This window comes from Mesorhizobium sp. M1365 (genome assembly GCF_040317865.1).
Classification (GTDB): Bacteria; Pseudomonadota; Alphaproteobacteria; order Rhizobiales; family Rhizobiaceae; genus Mesorhizobium.
This window is the reverse complement of record NZ_JAMYLG010000002.1, coordinates 149,143-170,806: the sequence shown is the minus strand read 5'-3', so window position 1 is coordinate 170,806 and position 21,664 is coordinate 149,143. Positions and strand designations below refer to the sequence as shown.

General features: G+C 63.5%; 17 protein-coding genes and 1 riboswitch. Of the genes, 6 read left to right on the top strand and 11 right to left on the bottom strand.

What is annotated here, in order from left to right:
* Positions 1–12 precede the first annotated feature (12 nt).
* The 4 genes from NKH04_RS02920 to thiB all read right to left on the bottom strand — a co-directional run bounded on the left by NKH04_RS02920 (position 13) and on the right by thiB (position 5,646).
* Entirely contained in the window at positions 13–1,482 is a 1,470-nt protein-coding gene (locus NKH04_RS02920; RefSeq protein WP_352831352.1) for a M48 family metalloprotease, read from the bottom strand.
* Positions 1,483–1,736: 254 nt separating this feature from the next.
* Positions 1,737–2,528 (bottom strand): thiamine ABC transporter ATP-binding protein, encoded by a 792-nt coding sequence (gene thiQ / locus NKH04_RS02915; RefSeq protein ID WP_352831350.1) that lies wholly within the window; start codon positions 2,526–2,528, stop codon positions 1,737–1,739.
* Entirely contained in the window at positions 2,525–4,144 is a 1,620-nt protein-coding gene (gene thiP, locus NKH04_RS02910) for a thiamine/thiamine pyrophosphate ABC transporter permease (protein WP_352831348.1), read from the bottom strand. The genes thiQ and thiP overlap by 4 nt, the downstream gene beginning before the upstream one ends.
* Before the next feature lie 488 nt (positions 4,145–4,632).
* Positions 4,633–5,646, bottom strand: coding sequence for a thiamine ABC transporter substrate binding subunit (gene thiB, locus NKH04_RS02905; RefSeq protein ID WP_352817678.1), 1,014 nt, complete (start codon positions 5,644–5,646; stop codon positions 4,633–4,635).
* A 43-nt stretch (positions 5,647–5,689) separates the two neighbouring features.
* Positions 5,690–5,804: riboswitch (TPP riboswitch) on the bottom strand.
* A 127-nt stretch (positions 5,805–5,931) separates the two neighbouring features.
* Here thiB and NKH04_RS02900 point away from each other — a divergent pair.
* The 4 genes from NKH04_RS02900 to NKH04_RS02885 all read left to right on the top strand — a co-directional run bounded on the left by NKH04_RS02900 (position 5,932) and on the right by NKH04_RS02885 (position 9,030).
* Complete coding sequence (locus NKH04_RS02900) at positions 5,932–6,576, top strand: thiamine diphosphokinase (protein ID WP_352831346.1); 645 nt, start codon at positions 5,932–5,934, stop codon at positions 6,574–6,576.
* 15 nt (positions 6,577–6,591) lie between these two features.
* Positions 6,592–8,412 (top strand): ABC-F family ATP-binding cassette domain-containing protein, encoded by a 1,821-nt coding sequence (locus NKH04_RS02895; RefSeq protein ID WP_352831344.1) that lies wholly within the window; start codon positions 6,592–6,594, stop codon positions 8,410–8,412.
* A 76-nt stretch (positions 8,413–8,488) separates the two neighbouring features.
* Positions 8,489–8,731, top strand: a complete 243-nt coding sequence (locus NKH04_RS02890) for a type II toxin-antitoxin system CcdA family antitoxin (protein ID WP_254816484.1) — start codon at positions 8,489–8,491, stop codon at positions 8,729–8,731.
* Positions 8,731–9,030: a CcdB family protein gene (locus NKH04_RS02885; protein WP_352450813.1), complete on the top strand. Its 300-nt coding sequence runs from the start codon at positions 8,731–8,733 to the stop codon at positions 9,028–9,030. Before NKH04_RS02890 ends, NKH04_RS02885 begins: the two co-directional genes overlap by 1 nt.
* Before the next feature lie 33 nt (positions 9,031–9,063).
* Here the strand turns inward: NKH04_RS02885 and NKH04_RS02880 are convergent, their stop codons facing one another.
* Positions 9,064–10,749 (bottom strand): hypothetical protein, encoded by a 1,686-nt coding sequence (locus tag NKH04_RS02880; RefSeq protein ID WP_352831342.1) that lies wholly within the window; start codon positions 10,747–10,749, stop codon positions 9,064–9,066.
* A gap of 73 nt (positions 10,750–10,822) precedes the next feature.
* Positions 10,823–12,121, bottom strand: a complete 1,299-nt coding sequence (locus NKH04_RS02875; protein ID WP_352831340.1) for an adenylosuccinate synthase — start codon at positions 12,119–12,121, stop codon at positions 10,823–10,825.
* Positions 12,122–12,442: 321 nt separating this feature from the next.
* Between NKH04_RS02875 and NKH04_RS02870 the strand changes: the two genes are divergently transcribed.
* Positions 12,443–13,345, top strand: coding sequence for a DMT family transporter (locus NKH04_RS02870; RefSeq protein WP_352454884.1), 903 nt, complete (start codon positions 12,443–12,445; stop codon positions 13,343–13,345).
* 59 nt (positions 13,346–13,404) lie between these two features.
* Here NKH04_RS02870 and serA read toward each other — a convergent pair whose 3' ends face one another.
* The 5 genes from serA to glmM form a co-directional block, all read right to left on the bottom strand.
* The gene (gene serA, locus NKH04_RS02865; protein WP_352918478.1) at positions 13,405–15,003 is read right to left on the bottom strand and encodes a phosphoglycerate dehydrogenase; all 1,599 of its coding nucleotides are present in this window, start codon (positions 15,001–15,003) and stop codon (positions 13,405–13,407) included.
* A 183-nt stretch (positions 15,004–15,186) separates the two neighbouring features.
* Positions 15,187–16,362, bottom strand: a complete 1,176-nt coding sequence (locus NKH04_RS02860) for a phosphoserine transaminase (protein WP_352814910.1) — start codon at positions 16,360–16,362, stop codon at positions 15,187–15,189.
* A gap of 182 nt (positions 16,363–16,544) precedes the next feature.
* Positions 16,545–17,294 carry an outer membrane protein gene (locus NKH04_RS02855; RefSeq protein ID WP_352613401.1) on the bottom strand — a complete coding sequence of 250 codons (750 nt, stop codon included), beginning with the start codon at positions 17,292–17,294 and terminating at the stop codon, positions 16,545–16,547.
* Positions 17,295–17,528: 234 nt separating this feature from the next.
* Positions 17,529–18,368 (bottom strand): outer membrane protein, encoded by an 840-nt coding sequence (locus NKH04_RS02850; protein ID WP_352814908.1) that lies wholly within the window; start codon positions 18,366–18,368, stop codon positions 17,529–17,531.
* A 226-nt stretch (positions 18,369–18,594) separates the two neighbouring features.
* Complete coding sequence (gene glmM, locus NKH04_RS02845) at positions 18,595–19,947, bottom strand: phosphoglucosamine mutase (RefSeq protein WP_352471193.1); 1,353 nt, start codon at positions 19,945–19,947, stop codon at positions 18,595–18,597.
* Between the two features lie 873 nt (positions 19,948–20,820).
* Here glmM and NKH04_RS02840 point away from each other — a divergent pair.
* The gene (locus NKH04_RS02840; RefSeq protein WP_502893708.1) at positions 20,821–21,483 is read left to right on the top strand and encodes a hypothetical protein; all 663 of its coding nucleotides are present in this window, start codon (positions 20,821–20,823) and stop codon (positions 21,481–21,483) included.
* The last annotated feature ends 181 nt before the right edge of the window (positions 21,484–21,664 follow it).

Here is a 21,664-nt window from a genome sequence, read left to right as displayed (position 1 = left end):
TCGCGTCGCCTGCTATTTGTCGGTGACGATCTTGACCTTGTCGCCGGCCGAAACCGCGGCACCCGGCGACAGCGCGTTGAGCACCCTGAACAAATCCAGCTTGCGGTCGACGCCGACCATCTGCGCGGCCAGGGAGCCCATTGTCTGGCCGGGCTGCACCGTGACGATGCGGATACGCAGCGGCTTCAACGCCGCCTTCTCGGCAGCACTCAGGATGCGGAACGAGCCGCTGACCGAGCGCGCCACCGTGCTCAGCGAGGTGCTGGCCGACGGTGCAGCAGTCAGCAAGCGGTAGACCTGGCCGCCGGCGCGGATCACCGCAATGTCGAATTGCCAGCCATCGGCGCCGGCATGCGCGGTTGCCGCTTCGTTGCCGTTGATCGTCTCCTGGCGCACGCTGCTGTCGTCGAGGCCGGCAACCCAACCGCTGCGGATGTAGTCGGTCAGCGAGCGGTTCTTGTCGATCGAAACGCCGTCGAAGCGGATCGCCATGTCGCCCGGGCCGGTCGCCGTCACCGCCGCCGCCGAATTGTCGATGACGAAACCGTTGGGCACCGAGAACGACACGCCGAGGCCAGGGTGCAGGAAGGTTTCGCCGCGCACGTAGCCTTCCTCCGGCGTGTCGCCGTAAAGCAGCCCGTCTACGCCGGCAAGAAATGAATCGCGGTCGCGCGACCCGACACCGGGCGCGCCGAACTGGCGGGCGTGGCGCTGCGCGAGATCGATTCGCTGCGGCGTGTTGGGGTGCGTCGCCAGGAAGTCGAGGCTGGCGTCGGTGGCGCCGCTGATCGAGCGGAAATCGGTATAGGCCGACATCGACTGCAGGAAGCGGCCGGCGGCGTAGGGATCGAAACCGGCTTCGCCGATCGACTTGATGCCGATGGCGTCCGCCTCCAGCTCCTGATTGCGCGAGAACTGGGCCAGCCTCAGCTTGCCGCGGATCAGCGCCGCCTTGGCCGTCGGGTTGTCGCCGAGCACGTCCGAAACGACCTTGGTCGCCAACCCCTCTTCGGCTTCCAGCTGCTGGCGCTGCAGGCCGTGGTTGGCGGTAACGTGGCCCATCTCATGCGCGATGACGGCGGCAAGCTCGGCGGAATCGTTGGCCAACGCAAGCAGGCCGCGGGTGATGTAGAGATAGCCGCCCGGCAGCGCGAAGGCATTGACGTTGGGCGAGTTGAGGATGGTGATGCGGTAGGTCTGGGTTGGGTTGGCCGACACCACGGTCAGTCTGCCGACGACCTTGGCCACCATGCGCTCGAGCTTGGGGTCGGAATACTCGCCGCCATAGGTGGCGAGGATGCGCGGGTGCTGCGCCTTCGCCAGTTGGGCGAGCTTGCTGTTGGCGGCGACATTGTCGACCGTGATCGGCTTGTCGGAGGGCTGGAAGCCCGATTCCTGCACGTCGGGAGGCGTGAACATCTGGCAGCTTGCCAGCGCCACGGCAAGACCGGCCAGCGCCAGAAAGCGCGCCAGCGGTTTCACCCTCCGATTGTCGATGCCGGTCGGCAGATCGGCTTCCTTTCAAGTCCTGGCACGTGACCGCGAAAATCGGGCGCGATTTCCGAAAAGCATCACGCGCAAAGTCAAGTGCTATGGCGTCCTTCGTGCGTCCGACGGATACGAGACAGCAACGGCAAATCACGCTCTAGGCCGGACCAGCTCCTGGCGGACCTAGCCACACTACCTCGACCATGGCAAGCAAGCGCCGCTTCGCCTTCCGCCGGTTTGACCATAAATTATGTCCGCTTCCGGGCAACATCTCGTGATCCAGCCGCAAACGGACCCGAGCCGATATAGCGTCGGAATGCCTCCGGTCCAGCCCCGACGAAAAAATCGGCGGCGGTGCCGGTCGCGGCAACCGTGCCACCATCCAGGAAAACCATGTTTTGGCCGATACGGCGCGCATCGTCCGGCTGGTGCGTGACGAATAGCACCGTCATGCGCTGCTCCGAATGAACGTCGGCTACCAGATCGAGCATGTCATCGCGCAGTGCCGGTCCGAGCGAAGCGAACGGCTCGTCGAGCAACAGCACCGGCCGGTCGCGCACCAGGACCCGGGCGAGCGCGACGCGCTGCCGCTCGCCGCCGGAGAGTTCGCGCGGCAGCCGGCTTTCCTTGCCGGCAAGACCGACGCGCCTCAGCGCTGCGGCGATTGCGGCGCGGTCAGCCTCGCTCAGCCTGAGCGAAGGCGAGCGGCCGAGCCCGACATTCTGCTCGACCGACAGATGGGCAAACAGGTTGTTTTCCTGGAACACCATCGATACCGGCCGCGCTGATGGCGGCGCAGTGCTGACGTCGGCGCCGCCGATCAGCACGCGGCCCGACCGCGGCGTCTCGAAACCGGCCACCAGATTGAGCAGCGTCGACTTTCCCGAACCGCTCGGCCCCATGATGGCGGTGATTTCCGACACCGGGAAATCGACATCGAATATAAGCGGCGTTTCACCATAGCTGAACGAGACATTATCGAGCCGCACGGCCGCGCCTTTTTCCACCGAAATGGACCGTTCCGGGCTTATCGGCATCATGATTTCTCCCTCCTTCCCAGCCAGTCCGCGGCCAACACCAGCGCCAGGCAGACAAGGCCGAGCAGCAGCGCCAGGCCGGCGGCATCCTCGGTGCGGTAACTGCCCATGCGCGCCAGCAACAGATAGGGCAAGGTCTGCACGGAATCGCTGCCGAACAGCGCAATGACGCCGAGATCGCCGAGCGACAGCGCCATGGCGAACGCGAAGCCGGTGGCGAGCGGCCGCCGCAGCGACGGCCAATCGACCAGCCGCAACCGGTTCCAGCCCGAGATGCCAAGCTGTGCGCAGAGCCGTTCGTGGCGTTCGCTCGCCGCGTCATAGGCAGGGCGGATGGCGCGGATGGCGAACGGCATCGCCATCACCGCATTGACCGCAACGACGATGACAGGGGCGATCGCAAAGACATCGCCGACGGTGCGCAGGAGCAAGAACCAGCCGGCACCGATGACGATGGGCGGCACCACCAGGACGAACCCCGCACCGGTGTCGGCCAGGTGTTCGAGCAGCGTCCTCCTGCCGCTCCGCCGGGTGAGCGCCAGCGCCCGGCGCGCCATCACCAGCGACAGCGACAACGCCACAGAGAGCAGCGCCGACAGGAGGGAGAGCACGGCACTGGTCGCCGTCGCTTGCCGCACCGCGCTCTCGCCGGCCAGGCGGCCGAGATCGGCGCCAAGCCCGGCTGCCAGCGTGGCCGCCATCGGCCCGGCGACAAACAGCAGTGCGAGCCCGATCGCCAGCGCGTTCAGCACGGTCTCGGCCGCACCGGCTGAAAAATACCGGCGCGGCGCCACCGGCAGATTGGCGTCGCCGGTCATATTGGCGCCAAGCCGCGTCAGTGCCAGCACGACGACGAAGGTCAGGGCAATCTGCAGCAGGGTCAGCGTCACAGCCCGCGCCGGGTCGAAGTCGAAACGCAGCGCCTGGTAGATGGCAACCTCGAGCGTCGTCGCGCGCGGCCCGCCGCCGAGCGTAAGCACGATGGTGAAGGAGGTGATGCACAGCATGAAAACGAGCCCGGCAACGCCCGGCAAGGCCGCACGCAGCGGCGGCCATTCGATCAGCCGGAAGGCCGGCGCAGCACCCATGCCAAGCTGGCTCGCCAGCCGCCATTGGTTAGCCGGCACGGTCTGCAACGCCTCCAGGAACAGCCGCGTCGCCAGCGGCAGGTTGAAGAAGACATGCGCAACGAGTATGCCCGACAGGCCATAGATGCCGGGCCAGCTCTGGCCGCCTAGCGCGCCCAGCGTGCCGGCAAAATAGCCGGCGCGGCCATAGAGCGCCAAGACACCGAGTGCGGCAACAATGGCCGGCAGCGCCAGTGGCACGGCGAAAAGCTGGAGGATGAAGCCTCGCCCGAAAAAACGCGGATGCCGCGACAGGGCGCGCGCGACGAACAGCGCCGGTGCAACGGAGAGCAGGGTCGACAGCAGACCCTGCCAGAGCGTGAAACGGACGACGCGCAAGAGATAGGAATCGAAAGCGGAGGCGGCGCCGGACAGGTCGCGTGTGGCTTCGACGACGAGCCCGGCGAATGCACCGCCGATCAGCAGCGCGATGGCGGCGAGCGCGACGATGCCGGCAGTGACGCGGGGATCGGCCGGATGACGCGTAGGCATGTCGCGCTACCCGACACTACGACAGGCGTAGATCGAAGGAAATACCTGGCAAAGGCCGAGCCCACCCCTCTCTGGCCTGCCGGCCATCTCCCCCTCAAGGGGGGAGATTGCGCACTCAGCCGCCTTCGCCAATCTCACAAGTGGCAGGACGAGGAGAGGCGACAAAGCTGCCGATCTCCCCCTTGAGGGCAGGGCTATCGCATTTGGATTCTTACGAAGTTGGACCCCCACCCTAACCCTCCCCACAAGGGGGAGGGAACGCTGCCGCATGCCCTTACTTCCCCTTTTGGCGCCGAAAGGCAGACAATTTGCCGAGGTCAGTGCCAACGGAAGTCTCCCTCCCCCTTGTGGGGAGGGGTTAGGGGTGGGGGTACGTCGTAGAGCGAAAGCCTCGGCGTTCCATCTGCGATAGCCGTGCCCTTGAGGGGGAGATGGCCGGCAGGCCGGAGGGGGGTGGCTTGGCGCAAACATCCGACGAGGCTTGAGCCCTACCTGCTCATCGCCGCAAGCCACTCATCGACCCAGGCCTTGCGGTTGGCCGCGACGTCTTCCGGGCTGAACAGCAAGGTCTTGGTCGGCTTGACCAGCTTGTCGAACGCCGGGTTGAGCGGCTTGTCGGTTTTGCCGGCCGGGAACATCCAGTTGGTTTCGGGAATGACATCCTGGAATTTCGGTCCGGTCATGAAGGCAATGAACTTTTCCGCCAGCGGGTTCTTCGCGCCCTTGGTGGTGATCCCCGCAACCTCGATCTGCAGATATTCGCCCTCCTCGAAGGACGCCGCCTGGTAGCGCTCGGTGTTTTCGGCGACCATGTGGTAGGCCGGCGAGGTCGTGTAGGACAGCACCATCGGCGCCTCGCCCTTGGTGAACAGGCCGTAGGCCTCGCTCCAGCCCGGCGTTACCGTCAGCACCTTCGCCTTGAGTTTGGCCCAGGCTTCCGGCGCCTTGTCGCCATAGACCGACTTGACCCACAGCAGCAGGCCAAGGCCCGGCGTCGAGGTGCGCGGATCCTGGATGACGATCTTCTCTCCGGCATCGCCCTCGACCAATTCCCTGAGGCTCTTCGGCGGGCTCTTCAGTTTTTCGGTGTCGTAGACGACGGCGAAATAGCCATAGTCGAACGGCACGAAAATATCGTCGCTCCAGCCGCCCGGTACATTGACGCCCGAGACGGCGCCGTGCGGCGAAAACAGGCCGGTTGCCTTGGCGTCGGCGGTTAAGTTGGTATCGAGGCCAAGTACGATATCGGCCTTGGTCGCGGCGCCTTCCAGCTTCACACGGTTGAGCAGCGCCACGCCGTCGGCGACCGAGACGAATTCGACGACGCAGCTGCATTCGACCTCGAAGGCCTTCTTCACCGCCGGTCCCGGACCCCAATCGGCGGTGAAGCTTTCATAGGTATAGACCGTCAGTCTATCCTGTGCCGATGCCTGCCCCGGCAGGGCGACCGCGGATGCCGCAAGCAGGACAATTGAGACAAGAGAGTGGAAAAAACTGCGCATCGGCGCCTCCTTCGTTCGCGTTGAAAGGAATTGAGGCGTCGGGCTGTCCGAAACGTCTAATCCCTCCGCCGGTACAAACCGGATCAGGTTCAGCGGGTTGGCAGTCTTGCCTCTCAGCCGGTCCGCGAAAATCGCGTCCGGCACCCCGTTAGAGCGTTGCGACACATAGGCCCGGCCGAAGTGCTGCGCAAGCGGAAGTTTGCCGGGCATCCAAAGCCCAGCCTTCCGTTTCGTCTGCCGTTTCATCTTCCGTTTCCGGGGCAGGGCTGGTAAGGGCCACGAGATATGAGCACATTCACCATCCTGCTTGGCGGCGATCTCATCCGCACACCGCTGCTCGACCGCCAGGTCGAAGGCTCGCGCGTCATCGCCGCCGACGCCGGCATCGGTCATGCCCGCATGCTGGGCCTGAGGCCGGAACTCTGGGTCGGCGATTTCGATTCCGTGCCTGCCGAGTTGCCGGAGGATCTGGCCGCCGTGCCACGGCAGGTATTTCCTGCCGAAAAAGACAAGACCGACGGTGAACTCGCTATCGCCGCCGCGCTCGAACGCGGTGCGACAAGCCTTGTGCTCGCAGGCGCCTTCGGCGGCAAACGTACCGACCACATCTTCCTGCATCTGGCGCTGAGCGTCCGGCTGGCGGAAGGCGGAACGGAAGTGCTTTTGACCAGCGGCGCACAGGAAGGCATTCCTTTGCTGCCTGGAAAGACTGGCTTCGACTATGCCGACGGCACGCTGTTTTCGGTGCTCGGCTTCTCCGATCTCGCCGGCCTGACAGTCACCGGCGCCAAATGGCCGCTCGACCATGTCGAGGTTGCGTTCGGCTCGTCGCTGACCATTTCCAACGAGGTCAGGGGCCGGCTGGAAATCGCGCTGGCCAGCGGCCGGGCGCTGCTGCTCGCGCATCCCTACCCTCTTCCGGAAAGCTGAGCCCAGAAAGCTGATATGGCGCCGCCGCTTCTCAATCTCGACGGGATAAAGCTGACCTTTGGCGGCACGCCGTTGCTCGACGGTGCCGCCCTGACGGCCTCGGCTGGCGACAAGATCGCCCTGGTCGGCCGCAACGGCTCTGGTAAGTCGACGCTCCTCAAGATCGCCGCCGGGCTGATCGAACCGCAGGATGGCGAAGTCTTCCGCCAGCCCTCGGCAACCGTGCGCTACTTGCCGCAAATGCCCGACATGGACGGTTTTGCGACCGTCCGCGCCTATGTCGAGGCGGGGCTCGGGCCCGCCGACGATCCCTACCGCGCCACCTATCTGATGGAGCATCTCGGCCTGACCGGCGAGGAACGGCCGAACGACCTTTCCGGCGGCGAGGCGCGGCGCGCCGCCCTCGCCCGCGTCATGGCGCCGGAGCCCGACATTCTCCTCCTCGATGAGCCGACCAATCATCTTGACCTTTCGGTCATCGAATGGCTGGAGGAGGAGCTTGCCCGCACCTCCTCGGCACTGGTCGTCATCTCGCATGACCGCCGTTTTCTCGAGCGCGTGTCACGCGCCACAATCTGGCTCGACCGCGGCCAGACCCGCCGTCTCGACAAGGGCTTTGGCTATTTCGAGGAATGGCGCGACACGGTGCTGGAGGAGGAAGAGCGCGAGCAGCACAAGCTCGGTCGCCAGATCGTGCGCGAGGAGCACTGGCTGCGCTATGGCGTGACAGCGCGGCGCAAGCGCAACATGCGCCGGCTCGGTGAGTTGCAGACCATGCGCCAGCGCTTTCGTGGTCATCGCGGCGCCGAGGGTGCGGCGACGATGACAGCCAGCGACGCCGCCGAATCCGGCAAGCTGGTGATCGAAGCCAAGAACATCGAGAAGACCTTTGGCGATCTGACCGTGGTCAAGGGATTCTCGACCCGAATCCAGCGCGGCGATCGCGTCGGTCTGGTCGGGCCGAACGGCGCCGGCAAGACGACGCTGTTGAAGATGCTGACCGGCGAATTGAAGCCGGACGCGGGCACGGTGCGGCTCGGCACAAATCTGGAGATCGCCACGCTCGACCAGAAGCGCGAAGCCGTCGACCCGCAGGAGACATTGGCGCAGTATCTCACCGACGGGCGCGGCGAGAACCTCGTCATCAATGGCGAGCAGCGCCACGTCGTCTCTTACATGAAAGACTTCCTGTTCAAGCCGGAACAGGCGCGCACGCCGGTGCGCGAGCTTTCGGGCGGCGAGCGGGCGCGGCTGATCCTCGCCCGCGTTTTGGCGCGGCCGGCAAACCTGCTTGTGCTCGACGAGCCGACCAACGACCTCGACATGGAGACGCTGGAGCTGCTGCAGGAATTGGTCGCCGGCTTTGCCGGCACGGTGATCCTGGTCAGCCACGATCGCGATTTCCTCGACCGCACCGTGACCAGCATCATCGCGCCGGATGGTGACGGCCGCTGGATCGAATATGCCGGCGGCTATTCCGACATGCTGGCGCAGCGCGGCGGCACCAGACTGGACGACCGCAAGGCGCGACCAAAGGCCGAGACGGGCGACGCGACGGCGGCAAGCAGGAACGAAGCGGCCGCACCGAAGGGCCCGGCCAAGAAACTGTCGTTCAAGCAGAAATTCGCGCTGGAATCGCTGCCCAAGAAGATCGAGGCGGTGTCGGCCTCGATCTCGCGGCTGGAGAACAACATCGCCGATCCGGCCTATTACGAGCGCGATCCGGCCTCGTTCCAGAAGACGATTGCCGCGCTCGACAAGGAGCGCGTCACACTGGCAGCGCTCGAGGAGGAATGGCTGGAACTGGAAATGCTGCGCGAGGAGATGGAGGGGTAATTCACGAGTTCAAGCATCTTGTCATTGCGACTAGAGAGGAATGCGCATATATTATGCGCATACTGCGGAGGTGATCATGCGCAAGATAGCTGTGAATGCGGTTCGCCAGCCGGCAAATCTGTCGATCGACTCAAAGCTCATGAAGGAAGCCAAGGGGCTCGATGTGAATGTCTCGCGCGCCGCTGAAGCCGGCATCGCCGAGGCCGTGGCCGCCGAAAAGACGCGGCTGTGGAAGCTTGAGAACCGCGCGACGATAGATGCCTGGAACGAATATGTCGAAAAACACGGTATTCCGCTGGCAGAACATCGGCAATTCTGATGGCGCGCTACGACGTCTTCGCGGGTAGCATCGAAGGCGGCTATCTCCTCGACGTCCAGGCCGATCTGCTAGACCATTTCAAGACCCGGGTGGTCGTCCCGCTTCTGCCGGCTGCGATGGCGCCATCACCAATGCGAAAGCTCCATCCGATTTTCGAGATCAATGGTCGGAAATTGGTCATGGCCACCCATTTGATCGCCACGGTTGCGGCGACGGAACTGGGCGAGAGCCGACTGAATCTGACGAGGCATCACGACGAGATCGTGGCCGCGCTCGATATGCTGTTCCAGGGCTTCTGAACTGCTGGGGAGCTTCGGGGTGGCGGACCGTCTTCACCCCGCCGTCTTAGTCTGCCAGGCCTTAAGCGCCTCGTCGAACACCTTCTCGCCTGGAATGCCCTTTTCCATGGTGAGCAGCGCCCGCCGCCCGGTCTTGTAGACGACCGGCACGTCGATCCAGTCCTGACCTCTGAGCAAGGTCAGATTGGCGTCTTCATCCGCCTTGGTATCGTTGAGCGCAACCAGGAAGAAACCGTCGGCGATCTTGGCCGGGATGCCGATCAGCGGGCTTCCGGCATCCTGCTCGGAGCCCTTCATGGCGACACGCAGGATGTTGTCGACGCCGCCGCCCTCGAAGCCGTCAGGCGTCAGGAAGATCATCTCGATAATATGGCTGGCCGGCAGCGTCTGGTCGGTGTTGCGACGGATCGTCATGCGCAACTGGATATCCTTGCCTGGAATGGTCGCCTCGGCGCGGATCGCCGGCTCGGGCGGCAGGTCGCCGCCGGGCGATTCCTGCACCAGCGACCAGACGATGTTGCCGGGCTCGGCCGAGCCTTGAGCGGTGCTGGTGCGCTCCTCGTAGAAGATCGCCTTCTGGCCGACGGCCAACGTGGCTTGCGGCGGAACTGCCGTTGGTGCCGCTGCCGGTGCTGGCGGCGGGGCGGCCGCTGCAGGCGCTGCTGCCCCGTTGGCGGGCGGCGTTGCGGGAGTTGGTGCAGCGGACCCATCGACTGCTGGAGCATTGGCCGTGGCTTGCGTGTCGGCGGGTGCGGCCGGAGCCGGCGCGGCCGGTGCCGGGGTGGTCGGCGCTTGTGCGGCCGATGGCGGCGTGGTCAGTGCGGCGACGGATTCGCCTTCGCCGATGCCCGCCTGCCCGGCCGCGGGGCCGGGATCGACTTCGTGCCCCTCGGGCGTCAGGCGCTGCGTGAACTTCGCGCCCTCGCCGGCATCCGTCGGAGGCGCGGCGGCCGGTACGGCCGCATCGGCCACCGGCTTGGCCGGGGCTGGTTTTACCAGCGGTTCGGTGGCGACGGCTGTGGTCGAGTCGAGGCCGAGCATGCTGCCGAACGCATCCTTGTTCAGCCAGATGCCATAGCCACCACCGGCAATGACGAGCAAGGCAATGGCGGCGGCGATCACACCGCCATAGCTGCGCCTGCGCTCCGCAGGATAGAGCCGCTGGAACCTGTCCTCCGCGGGGCCGCCGTCGTTGGAAAAGTCGTCGCCCGGAAAAACGCCGTCTTGGCCGTCAGCCGTCGGAAGTTCCATATCGGACGGCGGCGGACCAGCGCGCTCCTGAGAAAGAGCGACGGGCTGCGGCTTTTGCCAGTTCGGCGCCGCCTTAGCGGGCGTGGGCTGCCAGGCCGGCCCAGTCTTTGCTGGCTCCGTCTTTGCCGGCTCGGTCTTGGCCGGCTGCCATGCCGGCTCCGTCTTTGCCGGCTGTCGGATATGGCTGGACTGGTTCTTGTTGCGGTCGATGGAGGAGAAGATGTCCTCCAGTTCCGCCAGCGGGTCGGGTGGCGGCGCAGGCTTGGCATAGTCCCGCTCGACTTTGGCGATGGCGTCTTCCAGTGCACGCATCTGCCGGTCGACATCGGAAGGCGTCATCGTGGCCTTCTCTGCGAGTTGTTTCGCGATTGACGAACGGGCCCTGTCATAGACCCTGGCGCGCACTTCCGCCGACGGCTCACCGAGTTTATCGAGCGCCTTTTTCAGAATAGGAACAAAATCTACCATACGTCAGTCGACCTGCATTTGTTTCTGGGCCGGCCCCCGCAAATCAGCCGCAATGCCCGGAAAGGCTGAGAAACTAGTCTTGAAACGGATCGGTCACAAGTATCGTGTCGTCCCGCTCAGGGCTGGTGGAAAGGAGTGCGACCGGCGCGCCGATCAGCTCCTCGATGTAGCGGACGTACTTCACCGCCTTGGCCGGCAGGTCGTTCCAGCTGCGCGCGCCGGCAGTGGTGCCTTTCCACCCCTCCAGCGTCTCGTAGACCGGTTCGACGCGGGCCTGCGCACCCTGGCTGGCCGGCAGGTAATCGATCGCCTCGCCGTCGAGTCGGTAGCCGGTACAGACCTTGATCTCGTCCAGCCCATCGAGCACATCGAGCTTGGTCAGCGCAATGCCCTTGATGCCGTTGACGGCGACGGCCTGGCGGACCAGCACGGCATCGAACCAGCCGCAGCGGCGCTTGCGGCCGGTGACGACGCCGAATTCATGGCCGCGCGTGCCCAGGAACTCGCCGATCTCGTTCTTCTGTTCGGTTGGAAACGGGCCTTCGCCGACGCGCGTCGTATAGGCCTTGGTGATGCCGAGTACATAACCGATGGCGCCCGGCCCGACACCCGACCCGGCGGCGGCCTGGCCGGCAACCGTATTGGACGAGGTGACGAACGGATAGGTGCCGTGGTCGATGTCGAGCAACGTCCCTTGCGCGCCCTCGAACAGGATGCGCTCGCCGGCGCGGCGCTTGTCGTCGAGGATTTTCCAGACGCGGTCCATATAGGGCAGGATCTCGTCGGCCACCGAGATCAGCTCGCTCATGATCGCCTCGTGCGTGACCTCGGCATGGCCGAGCCCGCGCCGCAGCGCATTGTGGTGCGTCAGCAGCCTGTCGACCTTCAAGGGCAGCGTTTCCAAATCCGCCAAATCCATCACCCTGACCGCGCGCCGGCCCACCTTGTCTTCATAGGCGGGACCGATGCCGCGACGGGTCGTGCCGATCTTCGTTCCGGAATTGGAAGCGGCGTCCTCGCGAAATCCATCCAGCTCCCGGTGCAAGGACAGGATAAGCGCGGTGTTTTCGGCTATTTTCAGGCGGTCTGGCGTCACCTCGACGCCCTGCGCCTTCAATTTCGCAACCTCCGCGACGAAAGCGTGCGGATCGAAGACGACGCCATTGCCGATGATGGACAGCTTGCCTTGCCGCACCACGCCGGACGGCAGCAGCGACAGCTTGTAGACCTTGCCGTCGACGACCAGCGTATGGCCGGCATTGTGGCCGCCCTGGAAGCGCACGACAACATCGGCGCGCTCCGACAGCCAGTCTACGATCTTGCCTTTGCCCTCATCGCCCCATTGCGAGCCGACGACCACCACATTGGCCATATTTCTTTTCCCTTGAGACGCCGCACGAGCAGCTTGAAACAGTTCGAAACGACAGGCCTCTATCGCATCGGCCCCCAAAATCGGAATCGATTTTCGGAAAGCACGACGCGAGGATTAAAGCCTTCCGACGCGTACTTTGTAGCGTCCAATTGCACGCACGTCGTTCTATAGCGTCAAGACCCGGCGAGCGCGACCACTCTTTGCCGCCCAAAACGCTCCGAGGCACAACAATTTTCGCCTTTGACATCATTTACTTGGGCTGGCGGTCGCAATAGGCCCACACCGACCGTCAAATTCCCTCTGCCTGGCCGGGAGTTCACGATGCATCGAGCCGCCTATCTGTTCCTGCTGTTCACCACCTTGCTGTGGGGCGGCAACTCTGTGGCGGGAAAGCTGGCGGTCGGTCATATCTCGCCGATGACGCTGGTCTTCCTGCGTTGGCTGCTGGCGGTTCTGATTCTGCTGCCGATCGGCTGGGGAACGCTACGCCAAGACTGGCCGGTGGTGCGCAGGCATTGGTTGCTGCTTGGCGGGCTCGGCGCTTGCGGCTTCGCCTTTTTCAATGCGATCTTCTACACGGCGCTCAACTACACCACGGCGATCAACGTCTCGATCGAGCAGGCGGCGATACCGATCGTGATCATCATCGCCAATTTCGTGCTGTTTCGCCTGCGGGTGAACCGGGTGCAGATCGCTGGCGTCGTGCTGACCATCATTGGCGTCGCGGTGACGGCGAGCCATGGCGACCTGCGCCAGCTTCTCAAGCTGGATCTCAACTTTGGCGACGCGATCATGCTGGTCGCCGTGCTTTGCTACTCCTTCTATTCGGTGGGGTTGCGGCTGAAGCCGGTCATCCGCTGGCAGAGCCTGATGCTGGCGCTGTCGGTTGCCGCACTCGTCACATCGCTGCCTTTCTTCCTGTGGGAGATTGCCGCCGGCAAAGTCATCGTCCCCGATGCCCGCGGCTGGGCGGTCGCGTTCTATACCGCCATCGGTGCTTCGGTCATCTCGCAGATCTTCTATATCAGGGGCAATGAGCTGATCGGCGCCAACCGCGCCGGCCTGTTCATCAATCTGGTGCCGATCTTCGGCACGCTGCTATCGGTGCTGATTGTCGGCGAGACATTCCAGCTCTATCAGGCGCTGGCTCTCGCGCTGGTGCTCGGTGGCATCAGCCTCGCCGAATACAGCGGACGGAAGATGGCGGCATCCGCTGCTGAATGAAGTCGCTTGCCGCGACGTTCCACCGCCCCGCGTGCTGCTGCACACGGGGCGACCGAATTTCAGGCTATCCCAACATCGAAATGCAGCCGCTTGGCAGAGTCGATCGACTTGTGCGAGCGCACCTGCGCCAACACGTTTTCCGGGAATGGCGCATCGAGATAGAGCAATGCGATGGCATCACCGCCCGGCCGGTTGCGGCCGAGCTGGAAATTGGCGATGTTGACGCCGTTCTCGCCGCACACCGTGCCGAGCAGACCGATGATGCCGGGCGCGTCGGCATTGGTCGTGTAGAGCATGTGCTGGCCAACCTCGGCGTCGAGATTGATGCCCTTGATCTGGATGAAGCGCGGCTTGCCGTCCGAAAAACACGTGCCGGCGATCGAGCGCGTCCTGTGCTCGGTCTTGACCGTCAGCTTGATATAGCCGTCGAACACGCCCGACTTGTCGCGCTTGACCTCGGCGACGATGATGCCGCGCTCCTTCACCATGATCGGCGCCGACACCATGTTGACGTCGGAGACCTGCGGCCGGATCAGCCCGGCAAGAGTGGCGCTGATCAGCGCCCGCGTGTTCATCGTCGCGGTCGAGCCGTCGAACAGGATCTCGACCTCCTTGATCGGATCCTCGGTGACCTGGCCAACAAAGGCGCCGAGCACTTCAGCGAGCTTGACGAAAGGTTTCAGCCGCGGCGCTTCCTCGGCGGTGATCGATGGCATGTTGATGGCATTGGAAACGGCGCCCTTGATCAGATAGTCCGACATCTGCTCGGCGACCTGCAGCGCGACATTCTCCTGCGCCTCCATCGTCGAGGCCCCCAGATGCGGCGTTGCCACCACGTTCTCCATGCCGAACAGTGCGTTGCTCTCCGCCGGTTCGACCTCGAACACGTCGATGCCGGCGCCGGCCACCTTGCCGCTCTTCAGCGCCGCGATCAGGTCGGCCTCGACGATCAGCCCGCCACGGGCGCAGTTGATGATACGCACGCCGGTCTTCATCTTGGCGATCGCCGCGGCGTCGATGATGTTGCGCGTCTTGTCCGTCAGTGGCGTATGCAGCGTGATGAAGTCGGCGCGGGCGAACAGCTCGTCGAGCTCGACCTTTTCGACGCCGAGCTCCTCGGCGCGGCTGTCCGACAGGAATGGATCGAAGGCGATAACATGCATCTTCAGGCCGACGCCGCGCGTAGCGACGATCGAACCGATATTGCCGCAGCCGATGATGCCCAGCGTCTTGCCGGTGATCTCGACACCCATGAAGCGGTTCTTTTCCCATTTGCCGGCATGCGTCGAGGCGTTGGCCTCCGGTATCTGGCGGGCCAGCGCGAAGATCATGGCGACGGCATGCTCGGCGGTGGTGATCGAATTGCCGAAGGGCGTGTTCATCACGATGATGCCCTTGCGGCTCGCCGCCGGTATGTCGACATTGTCGACGCCGATGCCGGCGCGGCCCACGACCTTCAGCCTGGTCGCAGCATTGATCAGCTTCTCCGTGACCTTTGTCGCCGAGCGGATGGCCAGCCCATCATACTGGCCGATCACTTCGAGCAGTTTTTCCTTGTCCTTGCCGAGATCCGGCAAATAGTCGACCTCGATGCCGCGATCCCTGAAGATCTGCACGGCGGTGGTGGAAAGTTTGTCTGAGACGAGAACGCGGGGCATTGGCTTGGTCCTTTGCGATTGGCGTCCCTCCCCCTTGAGGGGAGGGTCGGCGCGAAGCGCCGGGGTGGGGTCATTGCGGCCGGATGCGGCCAAATCTTTTTCTTTCTGGATGGCGGATCGTTGAACGGGTGGAGGCGACCCCACCCGGCCCTTCGGGCCACCCTCCCCTCGAGGGGGAGGGAGTCAGGCCGCCGCTTTGAGCGACGCCTTTTGCGCCGCAAAGGCCCAGTCGAGCCAGGGCAGCAACGCTTCGAGATCGGAGGTCTCGACTGTCGCGCCGCACCAGATGCGCAGGCCGGGCGGTGCATCGCGGTAGGCACCAATGTCGTAGGCGACGCCTTCCTTGTCGAGCGCCGAGACAATTGCCTTGGCGAACGCAGCCTGTCCATCGGCGTCGAGTGCAGCGACTTGCCGGTCGGTGAAGGAAAGGCAGACCGACGTGTTCGAACGCGTCGCCGGGTCTACGGCAAGATGGCCGAGCCAGGAAGATTTTCTGACAAAGCGATCGAGAACAGCGGCATTGGCATCCGCTCTGGTGACCAGCGCGTCGAGGCCGCCGATCGACTTCGCCCAACGCAGCGCGTCGAGATAGTCCTCGACGCACAGCATCGACGGCGTGTTGATAGTCTCGCCCTTGAAGATGCCTTCGATCAGCTTGCCGCCCGAGGTGAGGCGGAAGATTTTCGGCAACGGCCAGGCCGGCTTGTAGCTTTCCAGGCGTTCGACGGCGCGCGGGCTGAGGATCAGCATTCCGTGCGCGCCCTCACCGCCCAGCACCTTCTGCCAGGAGAAGGTGACGACGTCGAGCTTCCTGAAATCGAGCTGTTGCGCAAAGGCCGCCGAAGTCGCGTCGCAGATGGTCAGGCCCTTGCGGGTGGCCGGGATGAAATCGCCGTTCGGCACGCGCACACCCGACGTCGTGCCGTTCCAGGTGAAGACCACGTCGCGGTCGAAGTCGATTCTGGTCAGGTCCGGCAGTGCGCCGTAGTCCGCCTCTAACCTGCGAACATCGGCGAGCCTCAGCTGCTTGACCACATCGGTGACCCAGCCGGAGCCGAAGCTCTCCCAGGCGACCATGTCGACGCCGCGTTCGCCGAGCAGCGACCACAGCGCCATTTCGACCGCGCCGGTATCCGAGGCCGGCACGATGCCGATGCGGTAATCCGCCGGAACCTGGAGGATTTCCCGGGTCAGCTCGATCGCTTGTTCGAGCTTGGTCTTGCCGATCTTGGCGCGGTGCGAGCGCCCGAGCGCGGCATTTTTGAGCGCCTCGACCGACCAGCCGGGGCGTTTTGCACAGGGACCTGAGGAAAAATTGGGATTTGCCGGACGGAATCCGGGCTTCGCATGCGTGGTCATCGTGGTCTATCCTTCCAGATAGTGGCCCCTCGTTGGGGAGGGGTGGCCCACGGATGGCGATATGCGTTCAGACTTTCGGCGTCAAGGGGAAAGTTTTTGTCGCTGTCAGGATATTGCCGGGGGCGAAACGCAAACGGCGGGCCTGCGACCCGCCATTGTCAACGCCTCGGCTTCGATCGAGCCTACCAGAGATCGTAGCGTAGTCCGACTTTGACTTGATGATTGTTGATCCCTTTGCGGATCGGAAAAGAAGTCAGACTCTCGGCAGTCACATATTCGGCGTCTGGCGCGGAAAAATACTGATAGCCCAGATCGACCGAGACGTTCTTGGACACTTGGTACGCAAGCCCGGCATTCAGCGTGTAGGCGAAGGAGTACTGGGTCTTGTTGTCACGCCGGACGAAATCGTCGGTGGGGTCGGCGTTGTCGGTGAAGTAGCTCGCCGACAGGCGACGCTTGCTCTGCACGACACCGACACCGGCGCCGAGATAAGGTGTGATTCCGACATAGGTGCCAAGGTCGACATAGCCGTTGAGTATGCCTGAGAAGGCATAGTTCTTCAGGGTCGCCGATGCCACGGTCGTTCCGTCGTTATAGCCGACGTCGATCTTGTTGCCGGGAAGATAGCCGACATTGAGATCGGCGCGCAGATAGTCGTTGAAATGGTAGCCGAAGCCGATGCTGGCGAAGATGGGATCTTCCTTTTCGTCGAAGCTCGCGGGTGTAAAGGCGAAATGCTCATCCTTGAAGCTCTTCTGCACCAGATAGGAGACATCGCCGCGCAGATACCATCCCGAGCCAACCTCGACCGGTACATAGTCGGGCGCCTGGTCGACATAGACCGGCGGTTCGTAATCGGCGCCAAGCGCCGGCGTCAGCGGCACCAGGACGACTGCTGCAAGCGCCAGTGCTATAGGCGATTTGAATGTCATGGTCCTCGGCTCCCGAACTTGGCGCATTCGCGATCGCGCGCGCCGTTTCAGACAGCATTGTTAACCATAGTGGTTAAGTGCGGGTTAAGGATAACAAGGCGTTAGCAATTGATTTGATCCGTTTTCGCTCCTCGAGCCGGACGGTGTTACAGGGCAACGCAGCATCTTTAGGCAGCCAAACGAAACCGCCCGGCATCAGCCGGGCGGTCGACGAATTCCTCGATTTCGAAGCGACTACTTCGTGTAGACGGGCTCGGGTTCCGGGACGTAAGGCTCCGGCGGCGCACAGTCCGACCTGCCGAACTGGTAGCGCAGGCCGCCGCGCACTTCGTGAACGTTGATACCTTTGTCATAGCCGGGGCCGACATTGGGGAGGGAGGCATAGTCGAACATCTTACCGCCGTTGATGTGGCTGAAGCGGTAGCCGACATCTAGTTTGACGCGGTCAGTCAGGCAGTAGGATGCGCCCGCCATGGCAGCATAGGCAAACCGCCAGCCCTTGCCACCGGCATGATCAAATGAACCGTCGCTGTCCACGTTGTGCAGTTCATCCCACTTGACCCAGGCACCGCCGATGCCGGCGCCGACGTAAGGCGTGATCCCATGCCAGGTGCCGATATCGACATAGGCGTTGGCCAAGAGCAGCAGCGCCGAATAGGACGAGGTATCGACGGACGTGCAAGGCGTTTGCTGTGGGCCGCAGAAGCCGTTGGTCGAGCCGCGGAATTTGGACTTGCTCATCCAGTCCAGGGTGAGATCGGTGCGGAAATGCTCGTCGATCTGGTAACCAACACCGCCGCCGGCCGAGAAGGCGCCATCCAGCTTGCCTGTATCGAACTTGCCGGGATTCTGGGGCGCCACACCGTAGGTGATGTACTCGCCACCACGAAACTTCGACCAGTGATAGTCGATGTCGCCGCGGATATACCAGCCGCCGAATTCGGCCGGCTGCTCATAGGCAACCGGTGGCGGTGCCTCCTCGACGACGGGCGGCTCGACGAAATCGGCGGCGAATGCCGGTCCGACGCCGGCAAACAGCGCGGCCAGAAGAGCCATTCTAGCTGTGTTGAACATGCTTATCACCCCTGAGAACCCTCGAACGGCGAACGCGCCCGAAATGTGATTGACCTCAGTTGTGGATAATGAATCGGAAAGGTTAAAAGGCGTTTAACCGTATTGATTAACCACGAATCTCTAAAAGTGGAGCAATCTGGCGGCCGTTGCTGCAGGCGGAGCTGGCCGCGACCCAATAAAAAAGCCCGCCGGCAAGGCGGGCTTTTGAACCGATGTTGGAGGGAGATCAGGCGGCGCTACGCGTTTCCGAAATGACCTCGACGATGTCGTTGACCACGGACTCGACAAGCTGCGGGTCGTCGCCCTCCGCCATGACGCGGATGAGCGGCTCCGTGCCGGATGGCCGGATGACCAGGCGCCCGGCCTTGCCGAGGCGATTGCGCGCATCTTCGATCGCCGCCTTGACCGGCGCCTCCTCCAGCGGCTTGCCGCCGGAAATATGCACATTCTTCAAAAGCTGCGGCACCGGCTCGAATTTCTTCGACAGTTCGCTGACCGGTCGGTTATGCCGCTTGATGCAGGCGAGCACTTGGAGCGCCGAGACGAGGCCGTCGCCGGTGGTCGAGAAATCGGACAGCACGATGTGGCCCGACTGTTCGCCGCCGACATTGAGTCCATGGGCACGCATGTGCTCGACGACATAGCGGTCACCGACCTTGGTGCGATGCAACTGCAGGTTCATGTCGCCGAGGAAGCGTTCGAGGCCGAGATTGGACATCACCGTCGAGACGACGCCGCCGCCGGCCAGCCGTCCGCTCTGCTGCCAGGATTCGGCGATCAGCGCCATGATCTGGTCGCCATCGACGATCGCGCCGTTCTCGTCGACAATGACGACACGGTCGGCATCGCCGTCGAGAGCAATGCCGATATCGGCGCGCACCTCGTGCACCTTCTTTTGCAGACCGGCCGGATGAGTCGAGCCGCATTCCTTGTTGATGTTGAAGCCGTTGGGCTCGACATTGATGGCAACGACCTCGGCGCCGAGTTCCCACAGCGCGTCGGGCGCCACCTTGTAGGCGGCGCCATTGGCGCAATCGACGACGATGCGCAGGCCCGACAGCGACATCGAGCGCGGCAGCGTGCGCTTGGCGAATTCGATATAGCGGTCATGCACGCCGTCGACGCGTTTGGCGCGGCCGAGCCCATCGGAATCGGCGAGCGCCAGTTCGATATCCTTGTCGAGCATCCCCTCGATACGCTCCTCGATCTCATCGGACAGCTTGTAGCCATCGGGGCCGAACAGCTTGATGCCGTTGTCGTAATAGGGGTTGTGCGAGGCAGAGATCATCACGCCGATATCGGCGCGCAGCGAGCGCACCAGCATGGCAACAGCCGGCGTCGGGATCGGGCCGAGCAGGAAGACATCCATGCCGGCGGCGCACAGGCCCGACACCATGGCGTTCTCGATCATGTAGCCGGAAAGCCTGGTATCCTTGCCGAGCACGACGCGGTGGCGGTGGCTGCCGCGCTGGAACGAGAGGCCGGCGGCCATGCCGACCCGCATGGCGACCTCCGCCGTCATTGGAAACTTGTTGGCGCGCCCACGAATGCCGTCCGTACCGAAATAATGTCCTGCCATGTTCGCCAGCTTCCCGATGGTTCTTTCCGAGCATCTCATGCCATAAAATGGCCCAAGCCCCGTCATCACATTGTATGATTATGGACGACCAATCCTTAGAAAATTGTTGTTTTGTGTGTTTTACGTCACGCTAGTGTGTTGATTTTCAAGTTCCGAGCCCTTGTTGCGGTAGCAGCATCAGAAACGTCAACTCAAACCTCATCTGGTTCCTTTGGGCTGTGGCAGTGTGGCCTTGAACCCGAATCCGCATCGTGCTGCTCCAGACAGCGGTGGCTCAGGTCCGCCGCAGCCGCCGATTTGACTGGCTGTCATTCGACGCAGTGTCCTCGCTGGGAACCAGCCATAGGCGCGCGCTCCGTGCAATGCACCCGGACGAACTTGGCGGGGAGACGGTCCCGGCAACGAATTCATCACCTTAAAGAAAAGAATGCACTTCTAAATTTGTCTCTACGCTACTTAGCATCTGGCGCAACCAGCCGTTGAGCGCTATTGCTGCACTGGGACATATCATGAACCGCCGCAGGGAGAAAACGCATGCTCATCCACCGACTTGCCACTTTGACGGGTCTTGCCGTCGCGACCTTATTCCTGGCGGCGCCTGCCAGCGCGCTGACCATGGCCGAGTGCAGCACCAAGTATAACACGGCCAAGGACGCGGGAACGCTTGGCGGGCAGAACTGGAACCAGTTCCGCAAGGCCCAATGCGGCACCGATGCTTCCGCCGCTACAACCGAACCCGCGCCAGCCAAAGCCACGGCCAAGGCTGCCGACACGACCAAGGCAGCCGCCGCCGACGATGCGGCGCCGGGCCTGACGGCGAAGGAGTGCAGCACCAAATACCAGGCCGCCAAGGCTGCCGGCACGCTCAACGGCATGAAGTGGAACGATTTCCGCAAGACCCAGTGCGCCGCCGGCGCGACGGCAGCCGCACAACCCGCCGCCAAGACCAAAGCAGCGGCGGCCAGCAGCGATGACGCAGCGCCTGGGCTGACGGCCAAGGAATGCAGCACCAAATACCAGGCCGCCAAGGCTGCCGGCACGCTCAACGGCATGAAGTGGAACGACTTCCGCAAGAGTGAATGCGCCGCCGGCGCAAGTGCAGCCGCACAACCCGCCGCGGCACCTGCCAAGGCGACGACAGCCGCCGCGACCGATACCGGCAAAGGCGTCAGCATGGCGGATTGCAGCGCCAAATATCAGGCTGCCAAGGCCGGCAACACGCTGAACGGCATGAAGTGGAACGACTTCCGCAAGAGCCAATGCGGCGCCGGCGCAGCCGACGACGACACCCTGCCGGCTCCCGATGCCAAATACACCGGCGATCCGCAACCGCCGACCATCACCGCCCCCCAGGGCGTGAAATTCCCGACGGCGATCTCCAAGAAGTATGCAACCGAGACCCCGGCCAAGGGCCGCATGCACACCTGTCTCGACCTCTACTACGCCAACAAGGACGCCAACACGCTGGGCGGCCTCAGGTGGATCCAGAAGGGCGGCGGCTTCTACAGCCTCTGCAACGCCAAGCTGAAGAGCTGACCGGCGCCACCATCCGACGACATGAGCCCGCGAGCCGCAAGGTTCGCGGGCTTTTTGTTGCTGCCGAACAAGTGAGAGGGCCTTCCGAGGTCGAACCAACTGTCAGATCGTGTTTCTTGGCTCTGTCCGGCCGACATCGATCTCGGCACCACCGGAACTCTCATAGCCAGAAGCAGAAAAC

Coding starts and splice junctions, on each gene's coding strand:
- NKH04_RS02840 (WP_502893708.1), top strand. CDS start 20,821: ATGAAGTGGAACGATTTCCGCAAGACCCAGTGCGCCGCCGGCGCGACG.
- NKH04_RS02855 (WP_352613401.1), bottom strand. CDS start 17,294: ATGACATTCAAATCGCCTATAGCACTGGCGCTTGCAGCAGTCGTCCTG.
- NKH04_RS02875 (WP_352831340.1), bottom strand. CDS start 12,121: ATGGCCAATGTGGTGGTCGTCGGCTCGCAATGGGGCGATGAGGGCAAA.
- NKH04_RS02880 (WP_352831342.1), bottom strand. CDS start 10,749: ATGGTAGATTTTGTTCCTATTCTGAAAAAGGCGCTCGATAAACTCGGT.
- thiQ (WP_352831350.1), bottom strand. CDS start 2,528: ATGATGCCGATAAGCCCGGAACGGTCCATTTCGGTGGAAAAAGGCGCG.
- NKH04_RS02895 (WP_352831344.1), top strand. CDS start 6,592: ATGGCGCCGCCGCTTCTCAATCTCGACGGGATAAAGCTGACCTTTGGC.
- NKH04_RS02860 (WP_352814910.1), bottom strand. CDS start 16,362: ATGACCACGCATGCGAAGCCCGGATTCCGTCCGGCAAATCCCAATTTT.
- thiP (WP_352831348.1), bottom strand. CDS start 4,144: ATGCCTACGCGTCATCCGGCCGATCCCCGCGTCACTGCCGGCATCGTC.
- serA (WP_352918478.1), bottom strand. CDS start 15,003: ATGCCCCGCGTTCTCGTCTCAGACAAACTTTCCACCACCGCCGTGCAG.
- NKH04_RS02870 (WP_352454884.1), top strand. CDS start 12,443: ATGCATCGAGCCGCCTATCTGTTCCTGCTGTTCACCACCTTGCTGTGG.
- glmM (WP_352471193.1), bottom strand. CDS start 19,947: ATGGCAGGACATTATTTCGGTACGGACGGCATTCGTGGGCGCGCCAAC.
- thiB (WP_352817678.1), bottom strand. CDS start 5,646: ATGCGCAGTTTTTTCCACTCTCTTGTCTCAATTGTCCTGCTTGCGGCA.
- NKH04_RS02850 (WP_352814908.1), bottom strand. CDS start 18,368: ATGTTCAACACAGCTAGAATGGCTCTTCTGGCCGCGCTGTTTGCCGGC.
- NKH04_RS02890 (WP_254816484.1), top strand. CDS start 8,489: ATGCGCAAGATAGCTGTGAATGCGGTTCGCCAGCCGGCAAATCTGTCG.
- NKH04_RS02885 (WP_352450813.1), top strand. CDS start 8,731: ATGGCGCGCTACGACGTCTTCGCGGGTAGCATCGAAGGCGGCTATCTC.
- NKH04_RS02900 (WP_352831346.1), top strand. CDS start 5,932: ATGAGCACATTCACCATCCTGCTTGGCGGCGATCTCATCCGCACACCG.